The organism is Pseudomonas fluorescens (assembly GCF_900215245.1).
Lineage (GTDB): Bacteria > Pseudomonadota > Gammaproteobacteria > Pseudomonadales > Pseudomonadaceae > Aquipseudomonas > Aquipseudomonas fluorescens.
On record NZ_LT907842.1, the window covers coordinates 4,097,828 to 4,112,436 of the forward strand.

The window sequence follows — 14,609 nt, forward strand, 5'->3', positions numbered from 1 at the left end:
CAAGCTGGACACACTTTTTTGGAGAAGCGTCATGGCATTGCGTACACCACTGTTATTGGCGGGCTGTTTGTTGGCGTTAAGCGTTAATGCAATGGCCGATGAGGCCCACACCTACGCGTTTGGCCACCCGGCACCGGCCGATAAAGCCACGCGCACCGTGGAAGTCACCCTGCAGGACATTTCCTTTTCGCCCAAGGCTCTGGATGTAAAAGCCGGTGAGACCGTGCGCTTTGTGCTGGTCAACAAAGGCCAGTTACTGCACGAATTCAATCTGGGTGATGCGGCGATGCACGCCGAACACCAGAAAGAAATGCTCAAGATGCAAGCCAGCGGCATGCTCACGGCCACCGGCATGGGCAAGATGGACCACGCCGCCATGGGGCATGGCGATATGGGCGGCATGAAGCATGACGACCCCAACAGCGTGCTGGTCGAGCCGGGCAAGTCCGCCGAGCTGACCTGGACCTTCACCAAGGCCACCGGTCTTGAGTTTGCCTGCAACATTCCGGGGCATTATCAGGCGGGCATGGTCGGCAAGCTGACCGTTGAGTGAGGCGATTCTTAAGGGCGGGAGCAAAGGCTGGTAGACTGGCGCGGTTTATTTAGCCAGGTTTCCGCCATGCATCCCGCAGCCGAACATTCGCCGCTGGGCAAGTCCAGTGAATACATCTCCACCTACACCCCGTCGTTGCTGTTCCCGATCCCTCGCGCCGCCAAATGGGCCGAGCTGGGCCTGAGCGCCGAAACCCTGCCGTACAAAGGCGTGGATTTCTGGAACTGCTTCGAATTGTCCTGGTTGCTGCCGTCGGGCAAGCCGGTGGTGGCCATCGGTGAATTCAGCATTCCGGCCGAGTCGCCGAACATCATCGAGTCCAAATCTTTCAAGTTGTACCTCAACTCGCTGAACCAGACCGCGTTTGCCGACACGAAAAGCCTGGAAGCCACCTTGCGCACCGACCTCAGCGCCGCTGCCGGCAAGCCTGTGAGTGTGCGCATCCGCAGCCTGGCCGAGGTTGAGGCCGAAGGCGTGATGGCGTTGCCGGGCGTGTGCATTGACGATTTGGACATCAGCGTCAGCAACTACGAGCACCCGCGCCCGGAACTGCTGCGGTGCGACGACTCGCGCATCGTTGAGGAGAGCGTGCACAGCCACCTGCTCAAATCCAACTGCCCGGTCACCAGCCAGCCGGATTGGGGCAGCGTAGTGGTGGAATACCGTGGCCACGCGTTGGATCACGCCAGTTTGCTGGAATATATCGTGAGCTTTCGCCAGCACTCGGACTTTCATGAGCAGTGCGTGGAGCGCATCTTTTTGGACTTGCAGCGGTTGCTCAAGCCCGAGAAGTTGACGGTGTATGCACGCTATGTGCGCCGCGGTGGGTTGGATATCAACCCGTATCGCAGCACGGAAGATGTGCAGTTCCAGAACGTGCGCCTGGCTCGCCAATAAGCATCACCCAAAACTAAATGTGGGAGCTGGCTTGCCTGCGATAGCGGCCCATCAGTCATACATCGGGTGACTGATACACCGTCATCGCAGGCAAGCCAGCTCCCACAGTGGGTTCTGTGTGGGGCGTGGGATCGTATTAGATCCCGATGTTACCCAAGGTGATCATGATATTGCGCAATGTCCCGGAAATGACCGGGTGTTCAGCATCGAACTCTATCGCCGCTTGATTCACATCATCGGAAATACTGGGTGTTTGGGTGGCCGGTTCAAGTTCGAGTTGTAATTCGAATTTGGCAATCAAGGCTTCCAGCGCTTCACGTTTTTCTTCAGACAGCGGCGGTTGCTGTTCCAACTGCCCGCGCAGGATGTTGACCTGTTCTTCAAGCTTTATGCGGTCAGGCATGACGTTCTTCCTTTTATCGATAGGCACTGGCATAGACCGCGGCACGCCGGGAAAGGTCTACGGGCTGACCTGTAGATTAATCCACCGGCGCCTTGAGTGCATGATCTCTATCAGGGCTTCTCGCCTTTAAGCTGGCGCAGGCTGATATCCGCCAGGCAGGTGCCCAGTTCGCCAAGGTGGTCGATCACCGAGTGCACGCCCAACCCATACAGCGCCACCGTGGCTTTGCCGCGTTTATGTTCGCGCTGCTGCTCGGTCAACGCCTGCCATTGCTCGGGCGCCAAGCCGCACAGTGAGCCGCAGGACGCCAGGCCGATGGTCCACAACCCGGCATTCAGGCCCGCTTGCAGCAAGCGTGGCTCGCCGCTGACCAGCACGCAGCCTTCCAGGCGTTCGATATTCAAGGCCATCAGGGCTTGCCAGCAGGCATGCGGCGCCGGCCAGCGGATGGAGGAGGGCGGTGTTGCCTTCACCCAGTCGGGCAATGCGGCCGACAGCGGTGTGGTCACCGAGGCGGGCAGTTCATCCAGCCAGGCGCAAGGCACCCCTTGGTCCTTGAGACTGCGCAGGATCTTCAGCGCGCCGGGCGTGGCTTGGGAGTCGGGGCAGGGCGAGTCGGTGCGTGCCTGGGAACCGAAATCCACCAGGCAGCCACTCAGGCCAAACAGCACGGCGGTCAAGGAGGGGGCTCTGGCGACGGCAATTTCGGCGTGAGGCATTTCGACATCCCTGAAATAGCTGTGACGCTATCGAGGCGACATGACAAGCGGATGACACTCGGGCGCACTTGTAGGAATTTTGTGCATTTTTCGTATGTCGGTTCCGCGTTACTGCCTAAATCGACACTTCCGTCATATACTGACGATCTTATTCAGGGCATAGCGCCCATGACAGACCATTCAAGGAGCAAAAGCTATGCGCTGGAGCCACTACTTCGCTCAGCTATCTGTGTGTGCCACTGTTCTTCTGGCCCCGTTCGCCGCACAGGCCGCGTCGCAAGACGATCCATGGGAAAGCGTCAACCGCCCGATCTTCACCTTCAACGACACCGTTGATACCTACGCGCTCAAGCCATTGGCGCAGGGCTACCAGTTTGTCACGCCGCAATTCGTGCAGACGGGCATCCATAACTTCTTCCGCAACATCGGCGATGTCGGCAACTTTGCCAACGACGTGTTGCAGCTCAAGCCACACGCGGCCGGTGTCGACACCGCGCGTTTGCTGATGAACACCACGTTTGGTGTACTGGGCTTCATTGATGTGGGCACCAAAATGGGCCTGCAACGCAACGACGAAGACTTCGGCCAGACCCTGGGCTACTGGGGCGTCGGCAGCGGTCCTTACGTGATGCTGCCACTGCTCGGCCCAAGCACCCTGCGTGATGCGCCGTCCAAATACGTCGACAGCTACACCCAACCGTACCGTTACATGAACGATATCGGCTGGCGCAACAGCACCTTCGGCCTGAACATCGTCGACACCCGTGCCAGCCTGCTCGACAGCGAGAAGCTGATTACTGGCGACAAATACACCTTCATCCGTAACGCTTACCTGCAGAACCGTGAGTTCAAGGTCAAGGACGGCAAGGTCGTCGACGACTTTTAAGCCGTGACGTTTTGAAATGAAAAAAAGGCGACCCGCGTGGTCGCCTTTTTTGTGCGCGATTTCAGCGCATTTTCAAGATCCTGAGGCCCAGGTGCTGGCGCTCGCCATCATTCTTGGCCCACACCACCTCGGTGTCCGCCTCCAGGCCCGCGAGGGCGGCGTGCTCCGAGTCAATGCGCACGGTCAGTTGGTCGCCCACCTCGAACTGGCGGGGGGCCTGCACCTGCATGCCAGAGCTGGAAAGGTCCACACAGACCCCGGCAATCTCCTGCCCGGCGTGGATTAACGACACATCGGCATCCACTCGCATGCGGATGAAATCGCGTTTTTCGGCGTAGTCGCGCTCGTGTTCGCTCACGGGTTCCATCCTTACTTTGTGTTGTGGTCGTGGGTGTTCTTATAACTCCCAGTGATTTGCGGTGTAAAGACGCCCGGCGACCATCGGCATGAGCTTGAAACCCCTGACGGATGGGAGTACCGTCTGCGCCTTAGAAGGGCACCTCTGCTTTACCTTTGTGCATGGGCAAAATCCCGATGCTTTGTAGGACAGAGTGGCTAGAAAGCGAATCCAGTACGTGAGCCCGGCCATTGTCGAGCCACCTACGCCAACCTAATTCTGGCGCCGTTTGCCCACATGCAAAAAACCAGTGCCACGCTGCTGATAATCGATGACGACGAAGTAGTGCGCGCGAGCCTCGCGGCCTACTTGGAAGACAGTGGCTTCAGCGTCCTGCAGGCCAGCAATGGCCAACAGGGTCTCCAGGTATTCGAGCGCGACAAGCCCGACCTTGTGATCTGCGACCTGCGCATGCCCCAGATGGGCGGCCTCGAGCTGATCCGCCAGGTGACTGAGCTTGCCCCGCAGACGCCGGTGATTGTTGTGTCCGGTGCCGGCGTGATGAACGACGCTGTCGAGGCCCTGCGCCTGGGCGCCGCCGACTACCTGATCAAGCCCCTGGAAGACCTGGCTGTGCTGGAGCACTCGGTGCGCCGTGCGCTGGACCGTGCCCGCCTGCTGCTGGAAAACCAGCGCTACCGCGAAAAGCTAGAAACCGCCAACCGCGAGCTCGAAGCCAGCCTCAACCTGCTCCAGGAAGACCAGAACGCCGGTCGCCAGGTGCAGATGAACATGCTGCCGGTCAGCCCCTGGACCATCGACGAGTTCCAGTTTGCGCACCAGATCATCCCGTCGTTGTACCTGTCGGGTGATTTCGTCGATTATTTCCGCGTCGATGAGCGGCGTGTGGCGTTCTACCTGGCCGACGTCTCCGGCCATGGCGCTTCTTCTGCTTTTGTCACCGTGTTGTTGAAGTTCATGACCACACGGCTGTTGTTCGAATCCAAGCGCAATGGCACCTTGCCGGAGTTCACTCCCTCCGAGGTGCTGGGCCACATCAACCGAGGCCTGATCAGCTGTAAGCTGGGCAAGCACGTGACGATGGTCGGCGGCGTGATTGATGAAGAAACCGGTCTTTTGACCTACAGCATCGGCGGTCACCTGCCGATGCCGGTTTTATACACTCCTGACAGTGTGCGTTACCTGGAAGGCCGTGGTCTGCCGGTGGGCTTGTTCAATGAAGCCACCTACGAAGACCACATCCTGGAACTGCCGCCGACCTTCAGCCTTACGCTGATGTCCGACGGTATCCTCGACTTGCTTCCAGAGCCTACACTCAAGGAGAAAGAAGCCGCCTTGCCCCAAAAGGTCAAGTCGGCGGGCGGCAGCCTGGATGGCCTGCGGCAGGTTTTTGGATTGGCCACGCTAGGGGAGATGCCGGATGATATCGCCCTATTGGTGTTGAGCAGGAATCTTTGATGAGTACCGGAAGAATCCAATTCGCCGAGCAAGACGGGACCTTCGTCCTGAAGTTTGTCGGTGAAGTGCGCCTGACCTTGTGTTCGGCGCTGGATGCAACGATTGAGCGGATTTTCACAGCCCTGAATTTCTCGGCGATCGTGATCGATCTGACCGAAACCCGCAGCATCGACAGCACCACCCTTGGCTTGCTGGCCAAATTGTCCATTCTGTCGCGGCAGAAGGTCGGCCTGTTGCCGACGGTGGTCACCACCCACGAAGACATCACCCGTCTGCTGCAGTCCATGGGGTTTGACCAGGTGTTCAACATCGTTGACCGCCCGATCCCCTGCCCGGAATGCCTGACCGACCTGCCGTCGCAAGACCAGTCTGAAGAAGTGGTACGGATCAAGGTGCTGGAAGCGCACAAGATCCTGATGGGCCTGAACGAGTCCAACCGCGAAGCCTTCCACGACCTCGTCAACGCCCTGGAACGCCACTGATCCCCAGTTGAAACCCAATCCAAATGTGGGAGGGGGCTTGCTCCCGATGACGGTGTGCCAGTGATGAATGCATTGCCTGACACGCTGCTATCGGGAGCAAGCCCCCTCCCACAGTGGAACTGAGCTCGGCTTGCGCTCGGCGAAAGACACAAAAAAGGGCGGCACCCGCGAGGGTGCCGCCCTTTTTGTCGCCGTCTGCCTTACAACTTGGCAGTCAACAACGCTTCAAGCTTCTCCTGGTCCCGAGCAAACTGACGAATCCCCTCTGCCAGCTTCTCAGTCGCCATCGCATCCTCGTTGGACTCCCAACGGAACTGCGCTTCAGTCAAATGCACCCGCGCTTCACCGGCATGGCCTGGCGACAACTTGCGCTCCAGCTTGCCTTCATCCGCCGCCAGCTTCTCCAGCAGGTCCGGGCTGATGGTCAAGCGGTCACAGCCGGCCAGCTCTTCAATCTGGCTGAGGTTACGGAAGCTCGCGCCCATCACCACAGTCTTGTAGCCATTGGCCTTGTAGTAGTTGTAGATGCGCGTCACCGACTGCACGCCCGGGTCATCGGAACCGGTGTAGTCGTTGCCGTTGGCCTTCTTGTACCAGTCGTAGATACGGCCCACGAACGGCGAAATCAGGAACACCCCAGCCTCGGCACAGGCCACGGCCTGGGCAAACGAGAACAGCAGCGTCAGGTTGGTTTGAATGCCTTCTTTTTCCAGCTTCTCCGCCGCGCGGATGCCTTCCCAGGTGGAGGCGATCTTGATCAGCACACGGTCACGGCCAACGCCGGCTTTGTCGTACAGGTCGATCAGACGGTGCGCACGCTTGAGAATGGCCGCTTCATCGAACGACAGGCGGGCATCCACCTCAGTGGAAATACGGCCCGGTACGACTTTCAGAATTTCTTGACCTACCGCCACCGCAAAACGGTCGCTGGCCAGGCCCACGTCGCCGTTACAGTCCTTAACGCACTCATCCAGCAGCTTGGCATAGCCTGGGATCGAAGCGGCCTTGAGTAGCAGGGAAGGGTTGGTAGTGGCGTCTTGCGGCTTGAGCTTGGCGAGGGTAGAAAAATCGCCGGTATCGGCTACAACGGTGGTGAATTGCTTGAGTTGTTCCAGCTTGGAAGTCATGGGCGTGCTCTGTCCTGTGGGTCTGATGACATTACCCGAGCGCCGGCAGGCGCTCAAGGGCGCAAATGCGTTCGATCGTTTGCGAGGGCAACAACCTGAAAACAGCCGTTTGAATCGCCGGCCATACTGCTAACTAGGAGACCAAAACCGCCGACAGGTTCAACCCAACTGCCCCGCGACCACTCAGATCAAACGGTGGGAGCTGGCTTGCCTACGATGGCGGCGGCAAACACACCACCAGCTTCCAGACAAACATCAATCCAACTGTGGGAGCGGGCTTGCTCGCGAAAGCAGCCTATCAGCCACCAAACCCACCCACTGACACCCAACCCGCCAAATCACCGCCCCTCCAACAACTCCCCCGCCTGATCCAGCAACGCCAACGGATCACTCGCCTTATGAATATCCACCGACAACAACTGCCTGAACCGACGAGCCCCCGGAAACCCGGTCCCCAGCCCCAACACATGCCGAGTAATGTGATGCATCGCCCCACCACTGGCCAAATGCTCCGCAATATAAGGCCGCAACTGCGCCAACGCCTCAGCCCGACTCACCACCGGCGCGGCACTGCCAAACAACTGCTGATCCACCTCCGCCAGCAAATACGGATTGTGATAAGCCTCGCGCCCCAACATCACCCCATCAAACACCTGCAAATGCGCCTGGCACTGCTCCAGCGTCTTGATCCCACCATTCAACACAATCTCCAACGCCGGGAAATCCTGCTTCAACTGCGCCGCCACGTCATAGCGCAACGGCGGAATATCCCGATTCTCCTTCGGCGACAACCCCTCAAGAATCGCAATCCGCGCATGCACCGTAAAACTGGTACACCCGGCATCCCTCACCGTCCCAACGAAATCACACAACTCGGCATAACTGTCCCGCCCATTGATCCCGATACGATGCTTCACCGTCACCGGAATCGACACCGCATCCCGCATCGCCTTCACACACTCCGCCACCAGTGCAGGGTGCGCCATCAGGATCGCGCCGATCATATTGTTCTGCACCCGATCACTCGGGCAGCCGACGTTCAAGTTCACTTCATCGTAACCGGCCGCCTCAGCCATACGCGCACAAGCGGCCAGGTCGGCAGGAACACTGCCGCCCAACTGCAGCGCGAGTGGGTGCTCGGCTTCGTTGTGACGCAGGAAGCGCTCGTGGTCGCCATGCAGGATCGCGCCCGTGGTGACCATCTCGGTGTAGAGCAGGGCGTGCTTGGAGAGCAGGCGCAGGAAGAACCGGCAGTGACGGTCGGTCCAATCCATCATCGGGGCGACGGAGAAGCGGCGGGAGAGTGGGGCGGATTGTAGGGGCATGGGGGAATCTGAGTTAGCGAGGCGAATGGGGCGCAGTTTATCAGGGATGTGTCTAGGGTGTGGGAGGGGCTTGTGCGCTTCTCACCACCTCGCGTTGCACATTGCTTCGTGTGGAATGTGTCGGGATCGGAGGGAGGCCAGTACGTTAGATATCGTGGTCTGACCCCGATATCCCCCGTTTGCCAGTCTAGATATGCATAAATGCATTTTTTTGTTGCGGTGTTTGCTGTGTATGCATACAGTATGTGTGCGGCATGATGAAGAGTGCAGCAGACGGGGATTTTTGTTCGTTGAGCTTCTCAGAAACAGAGAGCTTCAGAGCCGAAGCCGTTTGTCAGAGGGTAGTAAGGTGATGGGGTAATCAGCCGTTCACTTTACTGAAATATGAGAGCTATCCTACTGAATATAGCGAAAAGGAAATTCACTATGCCTATGATTGGCGACACGCTTTATCTTCCAGAAATTGAAATCAACGCTATTAATAAATATGAACCACAGACATTCGGAGGCGGAGGTGGTGACAGTGATTTCTCACATAGTCACACTGGACAGCTAATTAACGTTGCAACGCGTACTTATATACTTAGCACATACCCCCCCATTATTTCCCAAAATGTTAAGGATCAAGAGGCGAGCTTTGCAACGAATCTTCAGTCGATGCCCGAATCTATTGCAAAAAGCATTACTGCAATAGAACAAAATGAAGGCAGTCCCGCGAGCGAAGTCGAGAAAATCGAACAGCATATTCGTTCGGTAGATACGCTAATCACTCAAAAATCACAGGCTGCTGCTGCTCAAAAGGCGATTGCTGATAAGTACTACTATGGAGACTTCTTTCGTTTCCCGACTATGCAATTTATTAAAGATGCAATCAGCGGGAGCAAGACAAACTACCCTCCAGATAAAAATTATAAAGAATGGTACACTTCACTTGAGGCTGCGTATGCTGCAAAATATATCATTCGGGAGATCGATTATTTAAATGTCCTGAAGCAGAATCTTCAAGCACAGGCTAACCAAGCACGTGCAGACGCTGAGGCCAAACGTATTGCCGATGAGGCGGCAGCAGCTGAGGCTGCTAGGGTAGCTGCTGAAGCCGCAGCACTTAAAGCAGCTCACACGTTCAGGCTTCCCGCAGCCGGTGCTATGCAACTGAGTACGGCTGCAGGCTCTATTGCCGTCACGGCAGGTTCAGGCGTTACGTTGGAGGCGGCGATTCAAGCGGCTAAGGTAGCGCTGAGTACAGTTGTGAGTGCGGCCACGGCAGTCGGTATTGGAGCTTTGACGTATTCAGAGTCCCTTGGCAACGGGGAGCTGCCCGCGACAATGCTGGATCTGCCCGCTAAGGAACTGGCGCCTAGCCTGCCTGATAATCTTCTCGAGGTAGCGGCGGCTGGTGGGACGGTTGATGTGCTATATCGGCTTTATGGTGATCAATCGAAGTATTCGGTAGTGGCCACCCAGGTCACTGGTGGACTAGCCCCCACTGTTCCGGTAAGGGCATTGGTGCTTGATCCTGTGGCCAACGCCTATACGTTTACTACAACCGATACACCACCGATTACCCTGGCATTCCCTATTGCAGTACCAGGAAATAGCTCAACGGCAACTCCGGCACAGCCCGTGGAGACTCCGGTATACACAGGCATCACTCTGACCCCAATTGACGTCAAAGCTGAGCCGTTTCCGATTGCCAGCCAATTGAGCATCCGAGACGCTATTTACGTTTACCCCGCGGATTCGGGTTTGCCGCCGATTTATGCGGTATTTAGTAGTCCGTACGAAGGTGCTACCACTAAAGGTGTACACAGCGGACGGATGTACAATCCTGATAAAGCCGGAGGTCCAACCCAAGATCTTGATTGGGCAACGGCAACGGTGACTCAGGAAGGTATTGATCTGGTTAAATTGCATACGTCACGATTCGTACCTTCTGATGCTAATAAGATTATGATTGAACGGCTAGAAAAGATACTAAGTGGTCAGATCCCTGTTACGGATGTTGATAAACGATTTTACACCCATGAAATGCGAGAGTTAGAACGTTACAGGGCGCTCGGGGTAGCTGATGGGGTAGAAGGAAATGTTTGGAATAATGCTCATGCTGCAACCTTAGAAGACTATAAGCTGAGGGATGCTGACGATTTATTCTATACGCCTGAAGCCATTGCTGCAGAAATTAAACAAGTATATGGAGAGTAAAATGAGTAACATTAATGACGTGGTAGTCGCTGAAGCACCAAGGGATGTAGTTCTTTTTATTGTAAGAAACAAACCAATTTCGTATCCAATGCTGGATCGACTCTACAGCAGGAATGGGTGGGCCAATATTTCAAATAACTTAGAGCTTTTGAAGCTTATTGAAAATATGGAGCTCGAAGGGGTGGTTGAACATGTTGATGGAGGAATAAGAAAAGGCCCAAACTGGAATGCGCCAGCATTCATGGTTGAGAATAAGTATACGTTGAGTGATATTTAGGTCTGTAAAAAACCCAGCTCAAGCTGGGTTTTTTTTGCTTGGACTTTGAAAAGTTATTCCTCTCCGTATTCTGGATACTCTTGATGCTTGTGCTTTTAGGTATACCCAAATGGGTCATGGATACCCACACAGCGTCAGATGTTGACGTTTGAAGGGGATGTTGGGATTGGAGCGACAGGCATTGGCGATAAGCACCGTGCCTTACGGATGTGGTATTGTCGGCCAGGCGAGGGCTATTTCAGGAGGGGAGTGGTACGAAAGTGGTACGGGGTTTTTTATCGTGCGCTACAGGGTACGTATTACAATGTCTGTAGAATTAGCAGTTCCAATCCATCATCGGGGCGACGGAGAAGTGGCGGGAGAGGGGAGCGGTATTTAGGGATATTGGGGTCTGAGTCAGGGGGGTGAATGGGGTGCAGTTTATCAGGGATAGGTCTTGGGTGCCGGGGAGGCGTGTTCTGTGCCCTTGCATATGCCGATGAGTTCAGGGCAATTGCTGCGCCGAATATCGTGGTCTGACACCGATTTGCACGATTTACAACACCGATTTGCATGACGCAGACTTGCACCGATATGCAGACAGTAAATACAGTGTTGTCGCAATAATGCTAGCTGCGACATACTAGAGGGCAACAAAGCGGCCCTCCGGGAGAGTTCTATTAATTTTCGAGGTGAATGTCCAAGCTAGTACAGTAATGATCTATTCTAATCATCAGTATCTTGCCCGCCATAGATATTGGCTCTGCTTCTCGAAGAGCGACCGTCGCTGTAGCGAGTATCGTGTCCGCCATAAATGTTTCCGCTGCTTCGCGCCGAAGTGCCATCGCTGTTGTGGGTATCCTGCCCGTCGTAAATGTTCCTACTGCTTTGCGAGGTAGTGCCATCGCTGTTGTGAGTATCTTGCCCACCGTAAATATTGGCGCTGCTTTGCGATGTGCGGCCATCGCTGTAGCGGATATTCTCGCCACCATAAATATTAGCGCTGCTGGTAGACGTTGTTCCATCGTCATATCTGCAGTTGTAGCCGTTATAGATATTTTTACTGCACGTGTCAGCATAGGCTTGATGCAGGGGCGAAAATAGAATAATCGAACCCAGCAGAGCAATCTTGAGGTTCATTAAAGCTCCGTTCGAGATAACTCGATATCATAGGAAAAGATATTAGGTGTCGCGGCCACGCGCGAACGCTTTTTTGAATGGTAAATAAGGATATTTATGAATGTTTGTCTCGAGCTCCTTGATTAAGTCTGAGGGGCGGAGTTGCTTTGCGTGCCTGAGCGAATCAATGGGGCTGGCAACATGCCACTATTTATACAGACTGATCACCTCGGACGAAGTTTCCGCCATAAAAATTATTTTTATAAAATGTATACCGGGGTCATTTATGTCGGGGTCAGATCACAATAAACCCTAGGAATCGTCCCACGCTTTTCTCAGCTTGCCCATCAGACCATTCATCACTAACCTCATCCCGCCGCTGCAAACCCAGCGGCCGGAGGTGGAAGTCCGTATTGCTAAGGCGTTTTAACTCCCGAAAATATTTGGAGCTTCGCCGATGCCTAACAAATCACGCAATCCTTATGTCGATCAAAACACTGCGCCCGTCGATGCCAAGCTACAAACGGCTGCCCAGCGAGCAATTCACCATTACCTGCCGCCATCTGATGACGTTGCCCACGTCGAGCATCCAACCAGCAATATCTTCCTAGTCAGCCCCAACATCGACACCGAAACCCTCCTAGCCAACGCCGCCGAGCACCTCGATTCCGCCAACCAAATAACCGCCACCCTGGCCTTCGACCTCGAAGACCCGCACCGCGCCATCATCCTCGGCATTCAACAACTCATCGACCTAAGCGCGCTACTCGTCGCCCGCGCCCAAGAGCAAGTCGCGCCTGCCGCCAGCCCAGCCACCGCCTGACCCCCAACCCCGCCGCCTTACCCCAAGGCGGCAACCTGAACCCGTGCTGTCACCGCGCAAAATTTCATAATCCCCAGTGCCTTTGAGCTCTACGATCCTCTTCAAGAGAGGACCCTCGCGCCTCCAGCCCACAGGGAACTGAAAACATGATCTCGAACCTGGTTAAAGCCGCGTTGATTGCTGGCACGTTGTTGTTGGGCGCTTGTTCGACGGGGTCGTCGGGTGGGAGTGGTGACCCTTGTTTTACTGGCGGATGCCAGGCGTTTGGGGACCATAGCCCGAGCAAGGCGGCCAAGATGAGTTTTGGTGGGAGTGGGTTGGGGAGTAGTTATGGAGAGTATGGGTCGGGGTTGTTGCATGATGATTGATGGGGTGGTGGGGCAGTCATTGACTTGGTGACTGACCCACCGCTTTCGCGAGCAAGCCCGCTCCCACATTGGATCTTGGGTGGGCTTTAAAAAGGTGGTGTCAGTGGCCGCCTTTCATGCGGCGGGCGATGAGGTAGAGGCCCAGGCCGGCCAGTGCGGTGGCGGCGCCGATGTAGCCGGTGCTGGTCCAGCCGTATCCCGCGGTAATTGCCATGCCGCCAAACCACGGGCCCAGCGCGTTTGCCAGGTTGAACGCGGCGTGGTTGGAGGCTGCCGCCAAACTTGGGGCTTCGTGGGCGATGTCCATCAGGCGGATTTGCAGCGGTGCGGCCAACGCCACCATGGTGCCGACCAGGCCCATGCTCAGCAGCACGCCCCACAGCGACGATGCCGCGAAGGGGAAGAACAGCAGCACGGCGATCGACCACACCAAGATCAAGCCCACGGCACGAAATTGCAGGCGGTCAAACAGCTTGCCGCCAGCAATGTTGCCGATGATGCCGCCCAAGCCAAAGGCGGCGAGGCCGAAGGGGATCCATTGGGGCGAGACTTTGGTCACTTCGAGCATGGTCGGGGCGAGGTAGCTGAACACGCAGAACATGCCGGCAAAGCCAATCGCGCCGATCGACAGGGCCATCCACACTTGGGGTTTGGTGAAGGCGCGCAGTTCTTTGCGTGGGTCGCTGCGCGGTTCGTCGCGGCGGTCGGGGACGAATTGCCAGACCAGGGCGATGGTGCACAGGGCGATGGCGCTGACCAGGGCGAACGCCGAGCGCCAGCCGAGGTGTTGGCCCAGGAAGGTCGCGATGGGGTTGCCGAGCAGCATGGCCAGGGTGAGGCCCATCATCACGCGGGCCACGGCGCCGGCGCGTTTGTCGTTGGGCACCATGCTGGAGGCGACGACGGCGGCGATGCCGAAGTAGGCGCCGTGGGGCAGGCCGCTGATAAAGCGGAAGGCCACCAGCGAGCCGAAGGTCGGGGTGAAGGCGGTGGCGAGGTTGCCCAGGGCGTAGAGTCCCATCAGCAATAACAGCATGTGTTTGCGCAGCAGTTTGGCGCCGAGGATCGCCAGCAGTGGCGCGCCGACCATCACGCCGAGGGCGTAGGCGCTGATGGCGTGGCCGACTTGCGGTTCACTCAAGTTCAAATTCTGGGCGATGTCGGGCATCAGGCCCATGATGGCGAATTCGCCGGTGCCGATCGCGAAGGCGCCCACGGCCATGGCCGCTTCCATTTTGGCGGCGCTGCGCGCGGGCAGTACATGCCCGGGTGTTTGCTGGATAGTCATGGGTAACTCTGTGTGGGTGAAGTGCACGAAGGACCGCCGCCGATGCTACGCAAGCAGCGGCGAAGGTGTCTAGAACAGCCATGACCGCGAGAGTTCCGCGCCAATTGCGACCCTGTGACGCCACGTCGCGCTCGCTCGGCTTGACAGGGGCGGGGAAAAGTCCGGTTTTAGCGCTGTCAATTGGCCAAACGACGCATAAACGCTGTTTAGCGTGATATTCTGCGCGCCGTCTTGGTCTAGTCTTTCCCCGGTGCGTACACCCGTATACGTCCCGGCGGTTGGCTGTCGCCCAGGTAGCTGAAGCCAATAATGATAAGAAGTCAGCGCAGAAGGGACATAAAAGTG

General features: G+C 56.6%; 16 protein-coding genes. 9 read left to right on the forward strand and 7 right to left on the reverse strand.

What is annotated here, in order from left to right:
- Window positions 1-31: 31 nt before the first annotated feature.
- A complete protein-coding gene (copI, locus tag CPH89_RS19170; RefSeq protein WP_053255057.1) occupies window positions 32-553 on the forward strand; it encodes a copper-resistant cuproprotein CopI in 522 nt (173 codons plus the stop codon).
- A gap of 66 nt (window positions 554-619) precedes the next feature.
- The gene (queF, locus tag CPH89_RS19175; protein WP_053255058.1) at window positions 620-1,450 is read left to right on the forward strand and encodes an NADPH-dependent 7-cyano-7-deazaguanine reductase QueF; all 831 of its coding nucleotides are present in this window, start codon (window positions 620-622) and stop codon (window positions 1,448-1,450) included.
- A gap of 136 nt (window positions 1,451-1,586) precedes the next feature.
- On the opposite strand, the gene CPH89_RS19180 is transcribed toward queF, so the two are convergent.
- Together CPH89_RS19180 and CPH89_RS19185 are read right to left on the reverse strand one after the other, a co-directional pair.
- A complete protein-coding gene (locus CPH89_RS19180; protein ID WP_053255059.1) occupies window positions 1,587-1,853 on the reverse strand; it encodes a DUF4404 family protein in 267 nt (88 codons plus the stop codon).
- A gap of 110 nt (window positions 1,854-1,963) precedes the next feature.
- Entirely contained in the window at window positions 1,964-2,572 is a 609-nt protein-coding gene (locus CPH89_RS19185) for an HAD superfamily inactivated hydrolase PcrP (RefSeq protein WP_053255060.1), read from the reverse strand.
- A 196-nt stretch (window positions 2,573-2,768) separates the two neighbouring features.
- On the opposite strand from CPH89_RS19185, the gene CPH89_RS19190 reads away from it, so the two are divergent.
- A complete protein-coding gene (locus tag CPH89_RS19190; RefSeq protein WP_053255061.1) occupies window positions 2,769-3,458 on the forward strand; it encodes an MlaA family lipoprotein in 690 nt (229 codons plus the stop codon).
- Between the two features lie 61 nt (window positions 3,459-3,519).
- Here the strand turns inward: CPH89_RS19190 and CPH89_RS19195 are convergent, their stop codons facing one another.
- Window positions 3,520-3,816 carry a PilZ domain-containing protein gene (locus tag CPH89_RS19195; protein WP_053255062.1) on the reverse strand — a complete coding sequence of 99 codons (297 nt, stop codon included), beginning with the start codon at window positions 3,814-3,816 and terminating at the stop codon, window positions 3,520-3,522.
- Between the two features lie 276 nt (window positions 3,817-4,092).
- Between CPH89_RS19195 and rssB the strand changes: the two genes are divergently transcribed.
- The gene (rssB, locus tag CPH89_RS19205; RefSeq protein ID WP_017737359.1) at window positions 4,093-5,274 is read left to right on the forward strand and encodes a two-component system response regulator RssB; all 1,182 of its coding nucleotides are present in this window, start codon (window positions 4,093-4,095) and stop codon (window positions 5,272-5,274) included.
- The gene (rssC, locus tag CPH89_RS19210) at window positions 5,274-5,756 is read left to right on the forward strand and encodes an anti-sigma factor antagonist RssC (RefSeq protein ID WP_010566476.1); all 483 of its coding nucleotides are present in this window, start codon (window positions 5,274-5,276) and stop codon (window positions 5,754-5,756) included. The genes rssB and rssC overlap by 1 nt, the downstream gene beginning before the upstream one ends.
- A 200-nt stretch (window positions 5,757-5,956) precedes the next feature.
- Here the strand turns inward: rssC and tal are convergent, their stop codons facing one another.
- Together tal and dusA are read right to left on the reverse strand one after the other, a co-directional pair.
- Window positions 5,957-6,883, reverse strand: coding sequence for a transaldolase (tal, locus tag CPH89_RS19215; RefSeq protein ID WP_053255063.1), 927 nt, complete (start codon window positions 6,881-6,883; stop codon window positions 5,957-5,959).
- Window positions 6,884-7,221: 338 nt separating this feature from the next.
- Complete coding sequence (gene dusA, locus CPH89_RS19220; RefSeq protein WP_053255064.1) at window positions 7,222-8,208, reverse strand: tRNA dihydrouridine(20/20a) synthase DusA; 987 nt, start codon at window positions 8,206-8,208, stop codon at window positions 7,222-7,224.
- A 657-nt stretch (window positions 8,209-8,865) separates the two neighbouring features.
- On the opposite strand from dusA, the gene CPH89_RS19225 reads away from it, so the two are divergent.
- Together CPH89_RS19225 and CPH89_RS19230 are read left to right on the forward strand one after the other, a co-directional pair.
- On the forward strand, window positions 8,866-10,410 hold the full coding sequence (locus CPH89_RS19225) for an S-type pyocin domain-containing protein (protein ID WP_081006341.1): 1,545 nt from the start codon (window positions 8,866-8,868) through the stop codon (window positions 10,408-10,410).
- A gap of 1 nt (window position 10,411) precedes the next feature.
- Window positions 10,412-10,687 carry a hypothetical protein gene (locus tag CPH89_RS19230; protein ID WP_053255066.1) on the forward strand — a complete coding sequence of 92 codons (276 nt, stop codon included), beginning with the start codon at window positions 10,412-10,414 and terminating at the stop codon, window positions 10,685-10,687.
- Between the two features lie 705 nt (window positions 10,688-11,392).
- Here the strand turns inward: CPH89_RS19230 and CPH89_RS19235 are convergent.
- Window positions 11,393-11,806, reverse strand: coding sequence for a hypothetical protein (locus CPH89_RS19235; protein WP_073637006.1), 414 nt, complete (start codon window positions 11,804-11,806; stop codon window positions 11,393-11,395).
- 436 nt (window positions 11,807-12,242) lie between these two features.
- Between CPH89_RS19235 and CPH89_RS19240 the strand changes: the two genes are divergently transcribed.
- Together CPH89_RS19240 and CPH89_RS30625 are read left to right on the forward strand one after the other, a co-directional pair.
- Entirely contained in the window at window positions 12,243-12,608 is a 366-nt protein-coding gene (locus tag CPH89_RS19240) for a DUF6124 family protein (protein WP_053255067.1), read from the forward strand.
- Between the two features lie 146 nt (window positions 12,609-12,754).
- Window positions 12,755-12,976 (forward strand): hypothetical protein, encoded by a 222-nt coding sequence (locus CPH89_RS30625; protein WP_073637002.1) that lies wholly within the window; start codon window positions 12,755-12,757, stop codon window positions 12,974-12,976.
- 100 nt (window positions 12,977-13,076) lie between these two features.
- On the opposite strand, the gene CPH89_RS19250 is transcribed toward CPH89_RS30625, so the two are convergent.
- The gene (locus CPH89_RS19250; protein ID WP_053255068.1) at window positions 13,077-14,264 is read right to left on the reverse strand and encodes an MFS transporter; all 1,188 of its coding nucleotides are present in this window, start codon (window positions 14,262-14,264) and stop codon (window positions 13,077-13,079) included.
- Between the last annotated feature and the right edge of the window lie 345 nt (window positions 14,265-14,609).